Source organism: Dyella sp. Tek66A03 (assembly GCF_052567735.1).
Map to the genome: position 1 here is coordinate 4,827,197 of NZ_CP199584.1, position 15,493 is coordinate 4,842,689.

The window sequence follows — 15,493 nt, forward strand, 5'->3', positions numbered from 1 at the left end:
AGCACGGCTCGAGCCGTGCCGGTGCGGGACCGGTTGCGCTAGGCCCTGCTTGGGCGGATGCGGCTGCCAGGCCTGTGCTTGGCGCTACGCAGCTGAAGGCCCAGCGATGTTCAGAGACTGGGAGCCGCGTTGACGGACTCCGAGGCCTCTCGACCGTTGATTCCCAGGTGCTGGAATGTCCGTATATGGGCTCCTCCCCGCCTTCGGCATCGAGTGCCAAACTGGAGTTGTGATACACCAGTCAACGGCGAAGAGGAGCACACCTCAAATGGTTGTGTCGCATGTAACGAATGCGCGAACTATCGTGCAATGAGGGCCCATGTCCAGTAGCCCGCAATCGCAATCTGCACCGCAAATAAGAAGAAACGAGCGTTGACCGCGATGACGCTCAATGCGCAGAGATGAATGATCGATTGACCAAATCGAGCTATCAGTAGCCATGGGGCGAGCCCATCAGTGACATCGGTACGGCCGGTGGTAATGGCTACAAGAAGAAGACCGCCAACGATGGGAAAGCTTTCGATGCAGTTAGCATGCGCGCGTGCCAGTCGTTGCAAAAATGGTGAATGGTTCGCGTTGTCCGGCCTGAATTCATTGGATTTGGCTCGTCCCGAAACAACCAGGGAAGAGCGGATGACCTCCATGAGAATAAGTAAGAAGAGTGCCCACGCGATAAAAAGCGTCAGCATCAAGGCAGATGTGCTCATCGATCAGCCCTCCCATGTGTCGAAGCGGATGAGAACGTTCTAGCTCAATCTCTCCGGACGTGTTTTGTCGACTTAAGCCGAGCGGTTAGCGTTCTCGGGAAATCCGGGCCGCTGCACGCATACGACGCAGTATCGTTGCCCAGGCGGAGCCTGCGTGACAACCCAACGAGTCAAACGACTGACCGCTGGCGCCTATGAGTCGCGCGCGGTCGCCAATAGTCGATCGCCTCGATCCGCCGAAGCGCAAGATCCGGATAGTCGGCGACCGGTTCCCAATGGATATTGCTCCATCCTTGGAGCGCCATTATGTACCGCCTGATTGGAATCCTTCTTCTCACTCACCTTGCAAGTGCCCACGCAGATTGCGAACTCCCGTATGCGCCAAAGGAAGTTCGCGATGTAGCGCTGAACTTTAATCACCGTCTTGAGGCACGGGATACGAAGCAGGGACGCAATCGAGCGCACAGTACAAGAGCCAACGTGTCGCAAAGCGCCAAGACGGCGGCGAGTAGCAGACGTACCCAGACTGCCGATGGCCCACCGTAGCCGCAATGTCTGCTTCGGCTTGCGGATTCAGCCGGTGGATGCGACGAATTGGTGGAATCTTGGCGCGCATGCTGCGCGGCGCGCTACAGATGAACCTCGGAAAATGCCAACCTTGCGGCTCCTTGCTCCGGCAAGAACGACCAGTGGCTCAACTAAGCACTTCGTGCCAGTCAACTAAACGCCAACTTGCAACTACCTCGTTGAGCACGAAAGGGTCACCTTGGATGAACGCCTCTGCCTCGTCCCTGCTGGTGAAAACGCCAAGAGCACCTTCTGGAGGATTTCCAAACGGCCCAGCCATCAGTAGCGTGCCTCGCATATGAAATTCACGTAAGCGCGACTGATGTGCTGACAGGTGGACGGAAGCCCGGCTTAACCCACCCGGGGCCAAGTCATAAAACATGAGCACCTTCATAGCGGCTCCTTGAATCGAGCAAGGTTTGGCAGACTACAGAGTAACTCGAGAGCATCAACCGATGACCTACGTGATGTCCGCCTCAGGTTGCGGATTCAACCGGTCGTTGCAACACACCTGCTGCTGACGCAGTCTCTGGGTGTTGCAACTACCGGTTGAGGCCGCCGTCGAGAGCGGTCATTTGGTCCGGACCTGGATTGACTCACCAACACCCATCGCGCGCCTGCCCAAGCACAAATTGTCAGTCTCGCTCGCCTTGGCAAGCTGAATCATTGCTTGCAATGACATCACTGAGCGCGAACTCATCAACCCTGTAGAGGAAGCTATGAGCGCGACGGTCGGGTCCAGCCCCGTAGAACCTTCGCGTGCGCACCATCCCGCAAGTTGACCATACTCTCGAGCATCCGATCGCCGAACTGATTCAACGCGTTGCCTTCTTGACATCGTTGCTCGACGGGTTTGTCAGGATGGCGCTCGCGATCACGTGAAAGAGATGATCGGCCCGCGGCGCCAATGAGGGTTGGCCGGCGAGCCAGCCGAGTGCCGACATCAGGGCGAACAGGTCGTCCCCATCCATATCGGCGCGCGCCGTTCCTTCGGCCTGAGCGCGGAGCAGTAGCCGCGCGCCCACTGCGTGCACTGTTGCGCATGAAGCGTAAAGCGCGGAGTTCGGGTCCGCGTGGGCGCTCGCCATCAAGTCGACAACGCCGCGATAGCTATGGACGAACGCCACCCCGTCGCGGAACCAGGATACGAGTGCTTCGTCAGCTGGCTTCGACGTTTCGAGTTCGTCTGCCTTCTGCGTCAGTGCCTCCATATTCCTGCACAGCAACGCTTCGAATAAGGCTTCTCGCGTCGGGAAATGACGAAGCAGTGTGGCCAACCCAACGTCGGCCCGGCGCGCGATATCTCGCATGGACGCATCGACACCATGCTCGGTGACGACGTCACGCGCGACTGCAAGTAGATGGCTGTAATTCTTTCTGGCGTCGGCTCGCATGGGTCGCCTTGACAAACGGAGCAGTGATCCATATATTCGGATCAGTGGTCCGGATGCTATGAGTCAGGATCTGGATCGGTGATCCACAAGATACAGCGCCGCCGTCCCAATGGGAACAGAGACGCTGTTCGACACGACGAAAGGTGAAAAGTCATGGGAAAGCTTGAGGGTAAGGTTGCAGTCATCACGGGCGGATCGAGCGGCATGGCGCTGGCGAGCGCCAAGCGCTTCGTTGAAGAAGGTGCCTACGTTTTCATCACGGGCCGGAGGCAGGAGGCGCTCGACGAGGCCGTCAGACTGATTGGCCGGAACGTGACCGGCGTGCGCGGCGACGCCGCCAATCTCGACGACCTCGACCGCCTGTTCGATACAGTCAAGCGGGAAAAGGGCAAGATCGACATCCTGTACGCGAGCGCCGGCATAGGCAAAGCCGTCCCCCTGGGCGAGATTACCGAGCAGCACTTCGATGCGGAGTTCGGCCTGAATACGCGCGGCACCCTGTTTACGGTTCAGAAGGCGTTGCCGCTGTTCAACGATGGCGGATCGATCTTCATGACCGGGTCCGTTGCTTCGGTGAAAGGTTTTCCTGGTTTCAGCGTGTATGCGGCGAGCAAGGCGGCGCTGCGCTCATTCGCACGCACGTGGCTCAACGAACTGAAGGGTAGGAATATCCGGGTGAACGTGCTGAGCCCGGGGCCGATCGCCACACCGATGCAGGACCAAGTTCTCGACGAGGAGGCGAAGCGGATGTTCGAATCCCTGATCCCGCGGGGAAAGATGGGCCGTCCTGAGGAAATTGCGGCGGCCGCGCTGTTTCTTGCTTCAGACGATTCGAGCTTCGTGAATGGGGTGGAGTTGTCTGTCGACGGCGGCTTTTCAGCCATCTGAAATCGCGCCGAAAAGCGTGCGATTGCCTGGCACTCCGGGAAGACGCTTATCGCGCCTGGATCATTCCGGGCAACCAACTTCAACACCGATCGGAAACGTGATATGAGCTACGCAATTGTAGGTTTTGGCGCGGTCGGCCAGGCGCTGGCCCGCATGTTCGCCCGCAAGGGCATCGAAGTGGCTGTAGCAAGCAGGCATCCGCCTGAAGCGCTCGCGCCGCAGGCAAACGCGATCGGCCCGACGATCGTTCCCAAGAACTTGAAGGATGCGCTCGCGGCCGACATCGTCATGTTGGCTGTCCGGTACGAGCAGCACCAAGAGGTCGCGAAGGCACGGGCAAGCTGGCAGGGTAAGATCGTGATCGACGTGACGAACACTCTCGACGATTTGGGCGACCTTCCTTCCTCTTCAGTAATAGCCCGGGCCCTGCCCGGCGCTCAATTGGTCAAAGCGTTTAACCATCTGCCTGCCCGCGTTCTCGCGGAAGACCCGGCCGTCAACGGCGGACGACGGGTTGTATTCCTGTCGAGCGACGATGAAAGCGCGACCGCAACGGTCGCCGCCCTGGCCGAGCAGCTCGGCTATGCGCCGGTCAATCTCGGCAAGATCGCGGAAGGCGGTCAGCTCGTGCAGGCGCGGAACGGGATCTGGGGGCCCCTGATCTTCCAGGACCTGTTCAAGAAGGAGCAGTGACCAAGGGCGACGCCGAACAAAGTTTGGCCCACGTATCCGCCCTCCCGCACACCTGGCGGGCAGGCGAACACGCCGCCACCGATGTGCGTCACGAACTGCTTCATCAAGATCTTCGGCGTCTTGTCGAGGATCTTGATGAAGCCCTGGCGTGGATCGTGCTGAATGCACAGGAACATCAAGCCTGCATCCGACGTGCCCGCAGTTTTGAGTAACACTGCGATTTTGGGTCCAATCCCTCAACTGACGGAGATTGGACGTGAAGAAGCGTTTTACCGAAGAGCAAATCATCACCTTCTTAGGTGGCTCAGTTTTGGACGCACATCAACAACTAGATGGCTCGCAGGAATGCGCCATGGGTGCGATTAATGTTTACCAACGACAAGTAGCGTAAAGCCGCTCACGGGCTTGCCTCGTTCCGCATTCTTTGCTCCTACCAGGAACACATCGTGGGACTTCGCGTCCAACGCAAGCGTTCGCGCCGACTTCATGGTTGGCACGGTGCCGACGGCGGAGTAATGATCAGCGTCATCCTGATGAATGACATTCAGGACCCCATCACGACTCGGGCTGAAGAGAGTCTTGCTTTGTGCATCGTATGCCACTGCGTCAGGCTCTTTTCCCACGGCGACCTTAGCGACCTGATGCCCGTTGCTGGCGTCGGTGACGATCAGCCATCCGTTCGCGCACACCGAAAACAGCCTTTTGTTGATGCTATCGATGGCAAGACCCGTAGGGCCTTTGCAGGGTGCCAAGGACCATGTCTGCCGGACGGCATTGGCCTTGATGTCGATGTGGGCTATCTCACCCCTGTCCTCGAGATTGACATAAACGTTGCCGGCGCCATCGCTAACGGCGAACTCGGGATTACCGGTCAGAGCGATCGTTGCTACTTCTTTGTTGCTTGCGGGGTCGATCACACTGATGTTGTTGCTGTCGCCGTTCATGGAAAGCACATGTCCTGTTGCGCTTTCATAGATGACGGCATCCGGGTCCTTTCCGCTTACGGGAATCTGCTCGACGACCTTGAGCGTGTTTAGATCGACGACGCTTACGTTGTTGCCGCGACCGTTGGTCACGTAGGCGCGATGCATATCCGGGATGAGTGCGACGCCGTGCGCGTGCTGCATGCCAGGAATTTCTTTAACCAGCCTTCCGTTGGTGGCGTCGACAACCATCACGCGGTCATCGCGCGCTATGAAGAGTCGATGCGACGCGTCATCTAACGTTAAGTAGTCCCAGCCACCCGATCCATCCAGCGCGTAGAGTTGCTTAACCGAATAGTTGCTCGTTGCTGCCGAAGCTGCCCATGCCGGAGAGCTCAGCAAGCCGGCCAAAATGAGCGTTAATGCGATTTTGTTCATGACCTATTCCTTGGGTTGTTCGAATACAAATTGAAATTTGATAAATGCTAATGGTGGGAGTCGGATATCATCCAATAACTTCTCACCCGAAGTTATCGTGTGAGTGTCTTTGTAAAAGGATGCGCGAGACTAATCCAGAGAACGAAAAGCATTGAACGCTTGCTTCAGATCTTACGAGCGCACGTAGATAGCCATCTAAGCCTTGTGAGTTGGACCGAGCACGTAGCCTTCGCCGCGCACCGTGGTCAGCAGCCTGGGTCCGGGAAAGTCCCTATCGATCTTGTCGCGCAACCTGGAGATATGCGTCTCCACAAGACTGGTTTTTGACGATTCTCGACCCCAGACATGTTCAAGAAGCATCGCCCGCGTCACCACGTCTCCTGCGTGCCGCATCAGGTATTCCAATAGGTGCCACTCGCGTGGTTGCAGCGAGATGAGGCGTCCTGATCGACGCGCTCGATGATCGACGAGATTGAGTTCTAGATCACCAAGCCGAAGCAGGAACGTAGGTCCATCTGCGGCGGGTTTCACCCAGAGGACTAAAGTATTGATGCGAGCGATCAGCTCGGTAAACGCAAAGGGTTTGACCAGGAAGTCGTTCGCCCCTCCGCTGGCTCCATCAGCAAGGGAGTCCAGGTCGTTCAACTCCGCGAGCATCAAGATCTTCGCTTCCACCCCACGTTCGCGAAGTTCCCGCACGAGACCGGGCCCGTCCAGCGTTGGTAGCGCTCGATTGAGCACTAACACATCATAGTTTTCCGTACAGGCTAACAGGAGACCTTCGCCGCCATCGGACGCCTCGTGGACGCGATGTCCTCTCGCCGAAAGCCCTTTGGTCATATACGACCTGGCGTCTCCGTCACCTTCGACAAGCAAGATTTTCATTCGCGCGTAGTTCTGCAGGAGAACTTCGGAGCAAGTAGCGCGCTGACCAGTTTTGGCGAAGTCCGTTTGAAGACGCGCACAGAGATGCTCGGCTCGCTAGTGGATGTCGGTTCGCGTTGCGTCGAATGGAAATCGACTCATCGCCAATCACTGTTCGGGCTCATGCGACGTAAGGGATGGGGCCGTCAGCGATGGCTGACGACCCCATCCGCCCGGTCGATTAGAACTGGAATCGAACGCCTGCAAGGTAGGTCAAGCCATAAAATTCGCGCTGGATGGGCCTGTTTGACGTGCCCTGATAGAAAGCGTGGGGTGTATTCAGCAGGTTCTTGGCTTGAAAATAGATGGTCCAGTTTTCCGGGAGATCATAACTTGCACCGAAATCCATGGACGTTCGAGCGGCGTTGAAGACATCGCTCGATCGATCCGAGCCGACGCTGAAAAGGTCGGATGACACTGAGTAGGCAGCCAGGTTCACCTGTAACCCGGATCGCTTGTAGAACAACGTCGCGTTCCAGGTGTTCTTCGAAGTGGACGGCAGCAGCGAGTACTCACCGGGTCGGATCTCAATGCGCGAATCCACCCAAGTGTAGTTGGCGCCCGCACCGAAGCCGCTGAGCCAACCTGGCAGGTTCTGGAATTGCTGGTTCCAGTTCAGTTCCAGGCCGCGTGCATACGATGAGCTGATGTTCTTGAAGGTGAACACTCGAAGCGGCAGGGAGTTACCCGGGAACAGGCTGTTATCAAATGCCTGTGTCGTCTGGATCGGTACGATGTAGTTGGAAATCTCTTTGTCGAATATGCCTGCGGAGAGGATGCCGCCATTGGGCAAGTACTCTTCGATGCTGAAATCGAAGCTATTGGCCGTTGCGGGCTTCAACGCCGGATTACCCGTAGTGACGATGCCCGACCCGAGGTCGACCGCCAGTGCCGGATTGGCTTGATTGAAGCCGGGGCGACCGATCGTCGATGAGTAGGCTGCGCGCAGTATGGTGTTGGGCTGCAACTCATAACGGAACTGCAAGCTCGGGAAGAAATTGTTGTAGCTATGCTTGGTGGAAATGGGTGTCGCGAACGAGTTGCCCGAAGCATCTACACCCGCCGAGTAGGCATTGCTGCGATCACGAGTTTCCTCGTAACGGACGCCGGCCAGAATGCCCAGCTTGTCGTAGGTTCCCCGGTACTCGCCGTAACCAGCGTAAATATCTTCGTGCGCATCCAGATACTGTTGCTGGCTACTGAGTATCTGGCTAGGCCCAATGGTTCCGTAGCCAAAGATTTGTTGCAGCGCCCCGGGAATGATGTCAACGCCGTTCTGATAGTGGCCGTCGTAGTACGTCTCGTTGACGCTACCGGACACGGCGGTCAAAGGGATGTTCGAAGTGCTTACGGCATACGGCTGCGCCGTCGTTTGCTTATGTCGATCACGCACACTTACGCCAAAGTCAAGCGACTGTTCGGTCAGGCTTCCCCAGTCGATCGGAGTTTGAGAGTTGGCGGCATACGACATTTCGTGGTCGAAGTTGTTGGCCGTGCTGTTATTGATCGCGCTTAGCGTGTAGTTCGCTGGATCCAGGTAGCCGGGCGCGCCGGTAATGGTGTAGAGCGGAACATGGCCGGGACCGGTAGGGCTATACGTAAGCTCACCAGCCGGCGTCGATGGCGAGTTATACGTAAACGTCGAGTTGTAGTCGTAGGGCTTTTTATAAGTGCCTTCGACGTAGGCTACGTGATAGTCGACGGTCGTGTCGCCAAGTGCGGCGATCGTATTTTTGCCGCCAAGCATATAGAGCCGTTCTTTCGACGTTTCCTGCTCGTCGCGCAGCGACTTAGTAATGCCGCCAGGGAAGGTCAAGGTGTCCTGGAGCGTGCCGTTCGGCTGGACGATAGTGTTGCCGTCCGGCGTGATATCCATGACCTGGCGCTTGTAGTCTTCGGTGTAACCCGCCTCGAACGCACGGAAGTACCATTCGTTGTTGTCATCGGGTTGGTAGTCAAGATCCATGGCATAGCCATGACGGCGACGATGCAGCTCGTAGTCGCGCTGCTCGATGACATTTACCGCCTGATAAGGATGGGTGTCATTGTTGAAGTAAGCGGGCTCGACGTCATCAATGCCCCGAGAGTCGGTATGACCCGAGGCCGTCAGGACGATCGAAAACGGACCAAAGCGGCCACCTCCTGCCAGTGAGAAGTTGGTTACTTTGGTGCTGCGCAACTCCTCATATCCCCCGCCAATATCGCCTTCAAGAAACGGACCTTGCTCGACCGGCGCCGTTTTTGGCAGCACTTCGATGGTACCGCCAAGCGCCTCGGCATCCTGGCGTGGCAGGTTGGACTTTGTTACCGCGATGGCACCAATGAAACCCGTCGGAATGGAATCCAGCGCGACACCACGATAGCCGCCGAAGGGTGACGCATTATTGGTTGGCAACAAGCGTACGCCAGCATAGGTCGTACTGTTCAGGTCGGCGTCGAAACCACGAATGTTGACGTAACGGCCCTCACCCTCATCGGTCTCCAGCGACACGCCGGGAATGCGTCGTACGGCCTCAGCCGCATTGACATCCGGTAACGCTCGAATCTCGTCGCCGGTACGGATAAGGATGATGTTGGGTGCGTTTTGCTGCGTGTTGCGAGCCGTTTCTTCGGTGGTGCGCGGGGCGACGACATGAACGCCCTGGAGATCCTTGACCTTCTTTTTCGAGGCATCGTTGGCGTCATCGGGCGTGTCGCTATCCGCATTCGAGGCCGTTGCGGTCGATGCCGAAGCGGCGTCACCCGCCGCCGGCGGATCAACCGCATCTAGCGGGCTTTGCGCCCAAACAAAACCCGGTGCACATAGCGCACTGAGACCGACAAAAGCGGTGCAATTAAGTAGCGCGCTACGTAGCGTTGATGGTTGCATAGGTCGTGCCTCGAGATCGATGGATAACGGAAGACCGATGGCACTGCGGGTACACGCGCCAGGGGTAGCAGCTCGATTGACTGTCCCACGCTAAGGGCGTCGTATAACGAATATGTGTCTGCTGACTTACCGATCCGTAAGGGGCGACTTGAAACGCTGTTGCAACGTGGACCAAATCGGAACGAGGAATTGCTCCTTCGCCGGAAAGAAGGCTCTTTGCGGATGTTCGCGATGGGCAAGCGCAGGCAAGCGCCAGGACCGGCCAGCGTTTTGTAGACACTCAGGAACCGCTGTGCGCGTAGCGCCATTCGAACTCAACCGGTGAAAGACCGTCCAGCCCATGTCCATCGCGGAAGCCTCATGCACCATGAGCGTCCTTTCCTGCGGCGGACGGAGCACGAGTACGCCAGGTGACAACGCGGTTGAGGCGATCAACGCCGAGACCCTGACGGCAATGCAGAGCGTTCGAGACAAACAGGCGACCTACGCCAAAGATCACGCGAAGACCCCTGCAAAGGGCGCCAAGGCGGTCGTCGGCTCATAGCCAACAATCTAGGTGGCCTTGCGCCAATGATGTTTGAGACGGCGAACTCAATCAGAGGCGAGAAGTGCTTGCGATCCCGGGGCAGTCCAGCCGTCGGAGTGGGTCATCGCAGAATGGCGGCCTCACTCGTAGGGTCCCACCGCGTGCTCGTCACTAGACAAGAGGCGCATGAACGCCGGATGGATGAACAGCTTCTCCCGGCCCGCCTTCACCTCGCGTAACTAACCGCTCTGCCCAGTGCTCCACAGCTCACGCCGCAAGGAGAAGCGCCGACTGCCTCCTACAGAGGTCTGGTTTGGGTCGGAAGCGGAGGTCAACGACGTCTCAAGCATCGCCAATCTGCGGACATCCAGAAGAACTCCGAATGACTCCCTGAGCCACTAAAGCAACTGCTTCCTAACCAACTACACGGGCTTGCTCGGCGCATAATGCTCTGACGAATTGGCAGGCTTTCACTAGCACTATGGCAGTCTGAACTTGCGAGTGGTGCGTATCGGCCAGATTGACGTGAAGTGGGTGCCGCCCGCCACGCGGAAAGCAGCTGAAACGCCGTTCAGAATGTCTAATCCTTCCAGGACGTCCTTTGCGCGCCGAAAGGAATGCCGCGGATCAGACGCGAGCATGAAAAGATTGATCTCTTTTGGGCTGACATCGTAACCCTCGAGTTCGACCGCATCGCCCAAAGCCTCCTTCAACTTTCCCTCAATCACGGCGAGAAAGGCTTCGTCGGCCAGAGACTTGCGCCAGAACTTGATGACCAGCTGATAATCCATCGGGCGATTGTAAGCCCAGCTATCCCCGAAAAAGGGGCCGGAGGTAGTTAAGAGGTTTAACTACCTCCGGCCCCTTTTCTGATCTCTAATCGGCCCTGACACCTTTTTGTTGCTTGCCATGTGCACTATCGGCGCCACGGACCATTGCACGGTGCGTTGCTCGATGGCGGAATGAACCGGTGAATCGGCCAGTTCCCTCATCAGACGCTGCGCTGAGCTACGCGCCTGGGAGGCGCGCTCCCAGATCACTATATCGGCGATCGTGCCGTCATCCTGCTGGGTCAACATCCGCGACACGAACCCCGGCTGTTGCCGCAACCACGGATCGACATCCGCGTTAGCGCGAACGAAATCGGCCAAGCTAACCCCCTTGGCCAGCTTGAACGACGTTATCTCGATGGCTGGTTTCATAACAACCTCCGATTAGATGCAATAACCGCCGCCCACCTCAATGCTCTGGGCATTGACCCAAGCATTCTCTGGCGAGAGCAACGAGGTGATCACGCCGGCCACGTCTTCAGGCTCACCGACCCGAGCCAGCGCGGTTTGCGAGGCTAGTAGCTCTTCGAATTCGGGATGGCTGTCCAACCCGCCCAAATCGGTGCGGATCGCACCCGGCGAAACGGCGTTGGCGCGAATGCGACGTCCGCCGAACTCCTTAGCCATGTAGCGCGTCAATACCTCCAGCCCGCCTTTGCAGGCGGCATAAGGCGCTACGCCAGACGTCGCCACGCGCGTGGTGGCACTGGTCACGTTGACGATGGCACCGCCGTCGGCCATCAACGGCAACAGGCTTTGCGTCAGGAAGAAGGGCCCCTTCAGGTGCACATTCATCAGACCATCGAATTGGGCTTCGCTGACCGACACGATCGGCTCAAAGCCGCCAACACCCGCATTGTTGACCAGATAATCGAAGGAGTCTCGGCCCCAAGTTCGTTTCAGCACGTCTGCGACCTGTCGCGAAAACGCATCAAAGCCGGCAATGTTGGTAACGTCCAGATATAGCGCAGTAGCCTGCCCGCCCTCGGCCTCGATCTGCTGCACCACCGCTTCTGCGCTTAACCTGTTGCTGTTGTAGGTGGCGCTGACGCCTAATCCACGACGCGCGCAGGCAAGTGCCGTGGCCCGTCCAATGCCGCGGCTGGCGCCTGTGATCAAGACGATCTTCATGATGAGGTCCTCGGGTGTGTTGTGGAGGCGCCAGCATAGGCAGCACACACAGGGCACTTTGGCCGGATTCCATCACAGGCTTGCCTAATCCTCTCGGGTACATGGCAGATGCCCGCTCGGCCGTGCAGAATCCATACATGGATAACGTTATGGATGAACTGCGCCGCCTGACAGCCCGCGCCGAGAATCGCAGGACCGAAACCGGTATCCCGCGTGTGGCCATGGTCAAGGGCAAAATCCCGGAGCACCAGCTCACCGGCATCTACGAACCGATGGTGAACCTCATCCTGCAGGGTGGGAAAACCCTGACTATCGGCGATCGCACGTTGCACTTCGATCCAGCCAGCTACTTCGTCATGTCAATCGATGTGCCAGCTACGGGCACGGTGCATCAGGGCGGCCACGGCCAGCCTTACCTCGCAGTCGCCTTGACACTGGACCCGGAGAAGATTGCCAGCCTTTTAGACGACATTCCGACTTGCCCCGATGTCACGCATACAGAACGCGGCTTCTCAGTGTGCCCGGTGACTCCCGAACTGCTGGATGCCTGGGTCCGCTTATTGCGGTTGATGGAGCGCCCTGCAGATATAGCGGCACTGGCCCCAGCCTACGAACGAGAGATCATGTATCGGGTGCTGCAGGGATCGCAGGGATGGATGTTGCGCGACATCGCAGCGCAGGACAGTACTCTCGCTCGCGTACGCCAGGCGATTGCTTGGCTGAGGAACCACTACGCCCAATCGGTGCAGGTAGAAACCCTGGCGGACGTGGCTGCAATGAGCCCCGCCACGTTTCACCGCCGCTTCAAGGCGGTCACGGCGATGAGTCCGATTCAGTTCCAGAAGCAGCTCCGCCTGTTGCGCGCCAGGGAGCTGCTGGTCGTTAGCGCCCAGCAGGCCTCGACGGTGGCCTACGAAGTCGGCTACGAAAGCCCTTCCCAGTTCAGTCGCGAATACACGCGCTTCTTCGGCATGTCGCCGGCCAAGGATGCACTTGAAGTGCGAAAACAACTGCGCCCAGATGGCAGCGGTGGCAGTCATTTAGAGCCTTTGGCCTGACCTTTGCTTCCCCGCGAAGTGAGCCAATGGGAACGAAGTGTTGGCTGTCATGGCACGCCGCTCTTCTTCATCACGACAGCTTCGTTCTTATGCTCCACGAATAGGTGCCGGGGACAATTTCTGACGTTGTCGATGAGATCCGCAGTTACCTGCAATCGCAGAAGGTGCTGGGGACGGATCGGTTTCGCTCGTGGGCGAAGCCAGGACAGGTCGCTTCCCGCGGTGCGACCGATCAGGCGACCACCTCGCCATCTTTAATTGTCCCTGACACCTTTTTCCCCTCTCCAGGAAGATGCGGGACTGAATCACCCATTCGGCGAATGGCGAGTCGAAAGGCACGAGCAGAAGCTAGTGGTGCAATCTCACAACGATGCTCTTCAAGGGCTTGCACCAACTGGGCCCGGGCCGCTTCGCTGGGGGTCCAAGCATCCCAAATGCGCAGGCTTTCATCCCCTGCGCAAACCCACCGTCCGGATCAAATAGGTGTCAGGGACAATTTCTGAATTGCCCAGCTATCTAGTCGATGAGTGGAAACCAAGGCGCGGCGCTTCGCTGGTGTCCGCCCTGCCCATCGCCCACCGCGACGGAAGTGAACCTGACCCCGTTAGTTCGTCCCCCGGTTTACTGGCCTTAAGTTCGGTGAATCAGAGGAGAAAGCATGCAGGCACAGCACGCGCACCCATGGCATGGCCGCTCGCCATCTGTGACGGGCATCACGGGCGAAAGCCGACGGTAAGGTATACGGTGCAACGTCCCGTCAGCCATCGTCGTGGGGAGGCGCCGCAGGATGCAGCGTTTCGACGGGGGAATTCCGGTCTGCGTGTTTCGCTGTGGTCTTCACCACGGCCACATGCGTCGTATGCGCAATCGGGCCTTTCATGAGGTCATCGCATCATTGCACTGGAGGGAGTCATGTCATTGAACAAGCCGGGTAACCGAGCTGTTGCGCTTTGCGTCGCCATCGGTCTTGCCCTTGCGGGCAGCGCGTACGCCGATACTCAAAGCGGTCCCGATGTCAGTCCAGCCGTACAGCACGATGTCTTGCATTCCTTACGCGGCGTGATGCCGCGACCCGACGATTTCGCGAAGAGTCCGCACCAGCATCCGCAGCATCCGCTGCCGTGGCTCGATGGTCCGGGCAACCCAACCGACGGCGCCGTGCAGGGCTCAACCACCGGTGTGTTCGCCCCAACGGCAGGTTCCGGCGTTGATGGCGTGGGCAACGGTTTCAGCGGCCCCCAGGGGACGTTTACGGTCAACAGCGCACCGCCGGATACCAATGGTGCCGTGGGTGCGACGCAGTATGTGCAACTCGTCAACAGCGGTTTCGCCGTGTTCGACAAGGCCACCAAAGCCGTCACATATGGTCCGGTGGCCACGAACACCCTTTGGTCAGGCTTTGGCGGACCATGTGAAACCGACAACGACGGCGACGCCACGGTGGTTTACGACAAAGCTGCCGGCCGTTGGGTGGTCTCTCAATTCGCGGTGACTGCTGCGCCGTACTTCGAATGCGTGGCCGTGTCCGCGACGAGTGACGCTACCGGCGCTTACTACCGCTACGCGTTCCCCTATGGCAGCGTCTTCCCCGACTATCCGAAGATGGGCGTGTGGCCGGATGCGTATTACGAAACCTTCAACATGTTCAACGGCAACACCTTCGCCGGTGCCAAGCTGTGTGCCTACGACCGCAATGCCATGCTGAGCGGCGCTGCAGCCACGCAGCAATGCTTCCAGCTTTCCACCAGTTATGGTGGCGTTTTGCCGGCTGACCTCGATGGATCCACCGCACCGCCGGCGGGCTCGCCGAACTACCTGATGAACTTCGGCACCAGCAAGTTGAACCTGTGGAAGTTTCACGTGGACTGGACCAATACCGCCAATACGACGCTAACCGGCCCTACGGCGATTCCGGTCGCCTCGTTTGCTGCGGCGTGCGGTGGTGGCACCTGCGTTCCGCAGACGGGCACGAGTCAGAAGCTCGATTCGCTGGCCGATCGCCTGATGTTCCGTCTGGCCTACCGCCACTTCACCGATCACGAGTCGCTCGTGGTGACTCATTCGGTAAAGGTCGGCACGACCAGGCAGAACCCGTATACCGGCGTGCGTTGGTATGAAGTCCGCAGTCCGGGCGCGACGCCCGTGGTGTACCAGCAATCCACCTTCTCACCCGATACCACGTATCGTTGGATGGGTTCAGTGGCGATGGACAAGCAGGGCAATATGGCGCTTGGCTACAGCGCGTCCAGCAGTGCCATCCATCCGGCTATCCGCTATACCGGACGCTTGGCGACCGATGCGTTGAGTACCATGCAAGCTGAAAACAGCATCATCGAAGGGCTGGGCTCACAGAGTGGCAGCAACCTGTCACGCTGGGGCGACTACAGCGCGATGACGGTCGATCCCAGCGATGACTGCACGTTCTGGTACACGAACGAGTACCTGAAGACCACCGGTGCGTTCAACTGGAGCACGCGCCTCGAGTCGTTCAAGTTCTCGACCTGCCAGTAAGGGGTAACGGGCATCTTCACCCTGGCGACAGGGT

16 protein-coding genes are annotated in these 15,493 nt (G+C 58.4%); 6 read left to right on the forward strand and 10 right to left on the reverse strand.

The window, feature by feature from the left end:
• Nucleotides 1-299: 299 nt before the first annotated feature.
• The 3 genes from ACT01B_RS21400 to ACT01B_RS21410 all read right to left on the reverse strand — a co-directional run bounded on the left by ACT01B_RS21400 (nt 300) and on the right by ACT01B_RS21410 (nt 2,668).
• The gene (locus ACT01B_RS21400) at nt 300-707 is read right to left on the reverse strand and encodes an MAPEG family protein (RefSeq protein ID WP_445145215.1); all 408 of its coding nucleotides are present in this window, start codon (nt 705-707) and stop codon (nt 300-302) included.
• Nucleotides 708-1,401: 694 nt separating this feature from the next.
• Nucleotides 1,402-1,668: a YciI family protein gene (locus ACT01B_RS21405; RefSeq protein WP_445145216.1), complete on the reverse strand. Its 267-nt coding sequence runs from the start codon at nt 1,666-1,668 to the stop codon at nt 1,402-1,404.
• 421 nt (nt 1,669-2,089) lie between these two features.
• On the reverse strand, nt 2,090-2,668 hold the full coding sequence (locus ACT01B_RS21410) for a TetR/AcrR family transcriptional regulator (RefSeq protein ID WP_445145217.1): 579 nt from the start codon (nt 2,666-2,668) through the stop codon (nt 2,090-2,092).
• 153 nt (nt 2,669-2,821) lie between these two features.
• Between ACT01B_RS21410 and ACT01B_RS21415 the strand changes: the two genes are divergently transcribed.
• Together ACT01B_RS21415 and ACT01B_RS21420 are read left to right on the forward strand one after the other, a co-directional pair.
• Entirely contained in the window at nt 2,822-3,556 is a 735-nt protein-coding gene (locus tag ACT01B_RS21415) for an SDR family NAD(P)-dependent oxidoreductase (protein ID WP_445145218.1), read from the forward strand.
• 102 nt (nt 3,557-3,658) lie between these two features.
• Nucleotides 3,659-4,249 carry an NADPH-dependent F420 reductase gene (locus ACT01B_RS21420; RefSeq protein ID WP_445145219.1) on the forward strand — a complete coding sequence of 197 codons (591 nt, stop codon included), beginning with the start codon at nt 3,659-3,661 and terminating at the stop codon, nt 4,247-4,249.
• Here ACT01B_RS21420 and ACT01B_RS21425 read toward each other — a convergent pair.
• Entirely contained in the window at nt 4,177-4,425 is a 249-nt protein-coding gene (locus ACT01B_RS21425) for a hypothetical protein (protein WP_445145220.1), read from the reverse strand. The genes ACT01B_RS21420 and ACT01B_RS21425 overlap by 73 nt on opposite strands.
• A gap of 80 nt (nt 4,426-4,505) precedes the next feature.
• Between ACT01B_RS21425 and ACT01B_RS21430 the strand changes: the two genes are divergently transcribed.
• Nucleotides 4,506-4,640: a hypothetical protein gene (locus ACT01B_RS21430; protein ID WP_445145221.1), complete on the forward strand. Its 135-nt coding sequence runs from the start codon at nt 4,506-4,508 to the stop codon at nt 4,638-4,640.
• On the opposite strand, the gene ACT01B_RS21435 is transcribed toward ACT01B_RS21430, so the two are convergent.
• From ACT01B_RS21435 to ACT01B_RS21445, 3 genes are all read right to left on the reverse strand, one after another.
• Nucleotides 4,612-5,610 (reverse strand): YncE family protein, encoded by a 999-nt coding sequence (locus ACT01B_RS21435; protein ID WP_445145222.1) that lies wholly within the window; start codon nt 5,608-5,610, stop codon nt 4,612-4,614. The genes ACT01B_RS21430 and ACT01B_RS21435 overlap by 29 nt on opposite strands.
• A 195-nt stretch (nt 5,611-5,805) precedes the next feature.
• Nucleotides 5,806-6,495, reverse strand: a complete 690-nt coding sequence (locus ACT01B_RS21440; protein ID WP_445145223.1) for a response regulator transcription factor — start codon at nt 6,493-6,495, stop codon at nt 5,806-5,808.
• 220 nt (nt 6,496-6,715) lie between these two features.
• Nucleotides 6,716-9,403 carry a TonB-dependent receptor gene (locus ACT01B_RS21445; protein WP_445145224.1) on the reverse strand — a complete coding sequence of 896 codons (2,688 nt, stop codon included), beginning with the start codon at nt 9,401-9,403 and terminating at the stop codon, nt 6,716-6,718.
• Between the two features lie 367 nt (nt 9,404-9,770).
• On the opposite strand from ACT01B_RS21445, the gene ACT01B_RS21450 reads away from it, so the two are divergent.
• Entirely contained in the window at nt 9,771-9,947 is a 177-nt protein-coding gene (locus ACT01B_RS21450; protein WP_445145225.1) for a hypothetical protein, read from the forward strand.
• Nucleotides 9,948-10,408: 461 nt separating this feature from the next.
• Here ACT01B_RS21450 and ACT01B_RS21455 read toward each other — a convergent pair whose 3' ends face one another.
• From ACT01B_RS21455 to ACT01B_RS21465, 3 genes are read right to left on the reverse strand one after another with little or no spacing between them, the layout of a single operon-like run.
• On the reverse strand, nt 10,409-10,720 hold the full coding sequence (locus ACT01B_RS21455) for a hypothetical protein (RefSeq protein WP_445145226.1): 312 nt from the start codon (nt 10,718-10,720) through the stop codon (nt 10,409-10,411).
• 60 nt (nt 10,721-10,780) lie between these two features.
• The gene (locus ACT01B_RS21460) at nt 10,781-11,131 is read right to left on the reverse strand and encodes a hypothetical protein (RefSeq protein WP_445145227.1); all 351 of its coding nucleotides are present in this window, start codon (nt 11,129-11,131) and stop codon (nt 10,781-10,783) included.
• Nucleotides 11,132-11,143: 12 nt separating this feature from the next.
• Nucleotides 11,144-11,890 carry an SDR family NAD(P)-dependent oxidoreductase gene (locus ACT01B_RS21465; protein ID WP_445145228.1) on the reverse strand — a complete coding sequence of 249 codons (747 nt, stop codon included), beginning with the start codon at nt 11,888-11,890 and terminating at the stop codon, nt 11,144-11,146.
• Between the two features lie 149 nt (nt 11,891-12,039).
• Here ACT01B_RS21465 and ACT01B_RS21470 point away from each other — a divergent pair, with 149 nt between their 5' ends.
• Both ACT01B_RS21470 and ACT01B_RS21475 read left to right on the forward strand, forming a co-directional pair.
• Entirely contained in the window at nt 12,040-12,948 is a 909-nt protein-coding gene (locus ACT01B_RS21470; RefSeq protein WP_445145229.1) for an AraC family transcriptional regulator N-terminal domain-containing protein, read from the forward strand.
• A 912-nt stretch (nt 12,949-13,860) separates the two neighbouring features.
• Nucleotides 13,861-15,459 carry a hypothetical protein gene (locus ACT01B_RS21475; protein ID WP_445145230.1) on the forward strand — a complete coding sequence of 533 codons (1,599 nt, stop codon included), beginning with the start codon at nt 13,861-13,863 and terminating at the stop codon, nt 15,457-15,459.
• Nucleotides 15,460-15,493: the final 34 nt, after the last annotated feature.

Excerpts from the sequence above, each read along its gene's own strand:
- ACT01B_RS21440 (WP_445145223.1), bottom strand. The coding sequence starts at position 6,495 with ATGAAAATCTTGCTTGTCGAAGGTGACGGAGACGCCAGGTCGTATATG.
- ACT01B_RS21475 (WP_445145230.1), top strand. The coding sequence starts at position 13,861 with ATGTCATTGAACAAGCCGGGTAACCGAGCTGTTGCGCTTTGCGTCGCC.
- ACT01B_RS21460 (WP_445145227.1), bottom strand. The coding sequence starts at position 11,131 with ATGAAACCAGCCATCGAGATAACGTCGTTCAAGCTGGCCAAGGGGGTT.
- ACT01B_RS21435 (WP_445145222.1), bottom strand. The coding sequence starts at position 5,610 with ATGAACAAAATCGCATTAACGCTCATTTTGGCCGGCTTGCTGAGCTCT.
- ACT01B_RS21415 (WP_445145218.1), top strand. The coding sequence starts at position 2,822 with ATGGGAAAGCTTGAGGGTAAGGTTGCAGTCATCACGGGCGGATCGAGC.
- ACT01B_RS21420 (WP_445145219.1), top strand. The coding sequence starts at position 3,659 with ATGAGCTACGCAATTGTAGGTTTTGGCGCGGTCGGCCAGGCGCTGGCC.
- ACT01B_RS21425 (WP_445145220.1), bottom strand. The coding sequence starts at position 4,425 with ATGTTCCTGTGCATTCAGCACGATCCACGCCAGGGCTTCATCAAGATC.
- ACT01B_RS21470 (WP_445145229.1), top strand. The coding sequence starts at position 12,040 with ATGGATGAACTGCGCCGCCTGACAGCCCGCGCCGAGAATCGCAGGACC.
- ACT01B_RS21445 (WP_445145224.1), bottom strand. The coding sequence starts at position 9,403 with ATGCAACCATCAACGCTACGTAGCGCGCTACTTAATTGCACCGCTTTT.
- ACT01B_RS21450 (WP_445145225.1), top strand. The coding sequence starts at position 9,771 with ATGAGCGTCCTTTCCTGCGGCGGACGGAGCACGAGTACGCCAGGTGAC.
- ACT01B_RS21400 (WP_445145215.1), bottom strand. The coding sequence starts at position 707 with ATGAGCACATCTGCCTTGATGCTGACGCTTTTTATCGCGTGGGCACTC.
- ACT01B_RS21455 (WP_445145226.1), bottom strand. The coding sequence starts at position 10,720 with ATGGATTATCAGCTGGTCATCAAGTTCTGGCGCAAGTCTCTGGCCGAC.
- ACT01B_RS21465 (WP_445145228.1), bottom strand. The coding sequence starts at position 11,890 with ATGAAGATCGTCTTGATCACAGGCGCCAGCCGCGGCATTGGACGGGCC.
- ACT01B_RS21410 (WP_445145217.1), bottom strand. The coding sequence starts at position 2,668 with ATGCGAGCCGACGCCAGAAAGAATTACAGCCATCTACTTGCAGTCGCG.
- ACT01B_RS21405 (WP_445145216.1), bottom strand. The coding sequence starts at position 1,668 with ATGAAGGTGCTCATGTTTTATGACTTGGCCCCGGGTGGGTTAAGCCGG.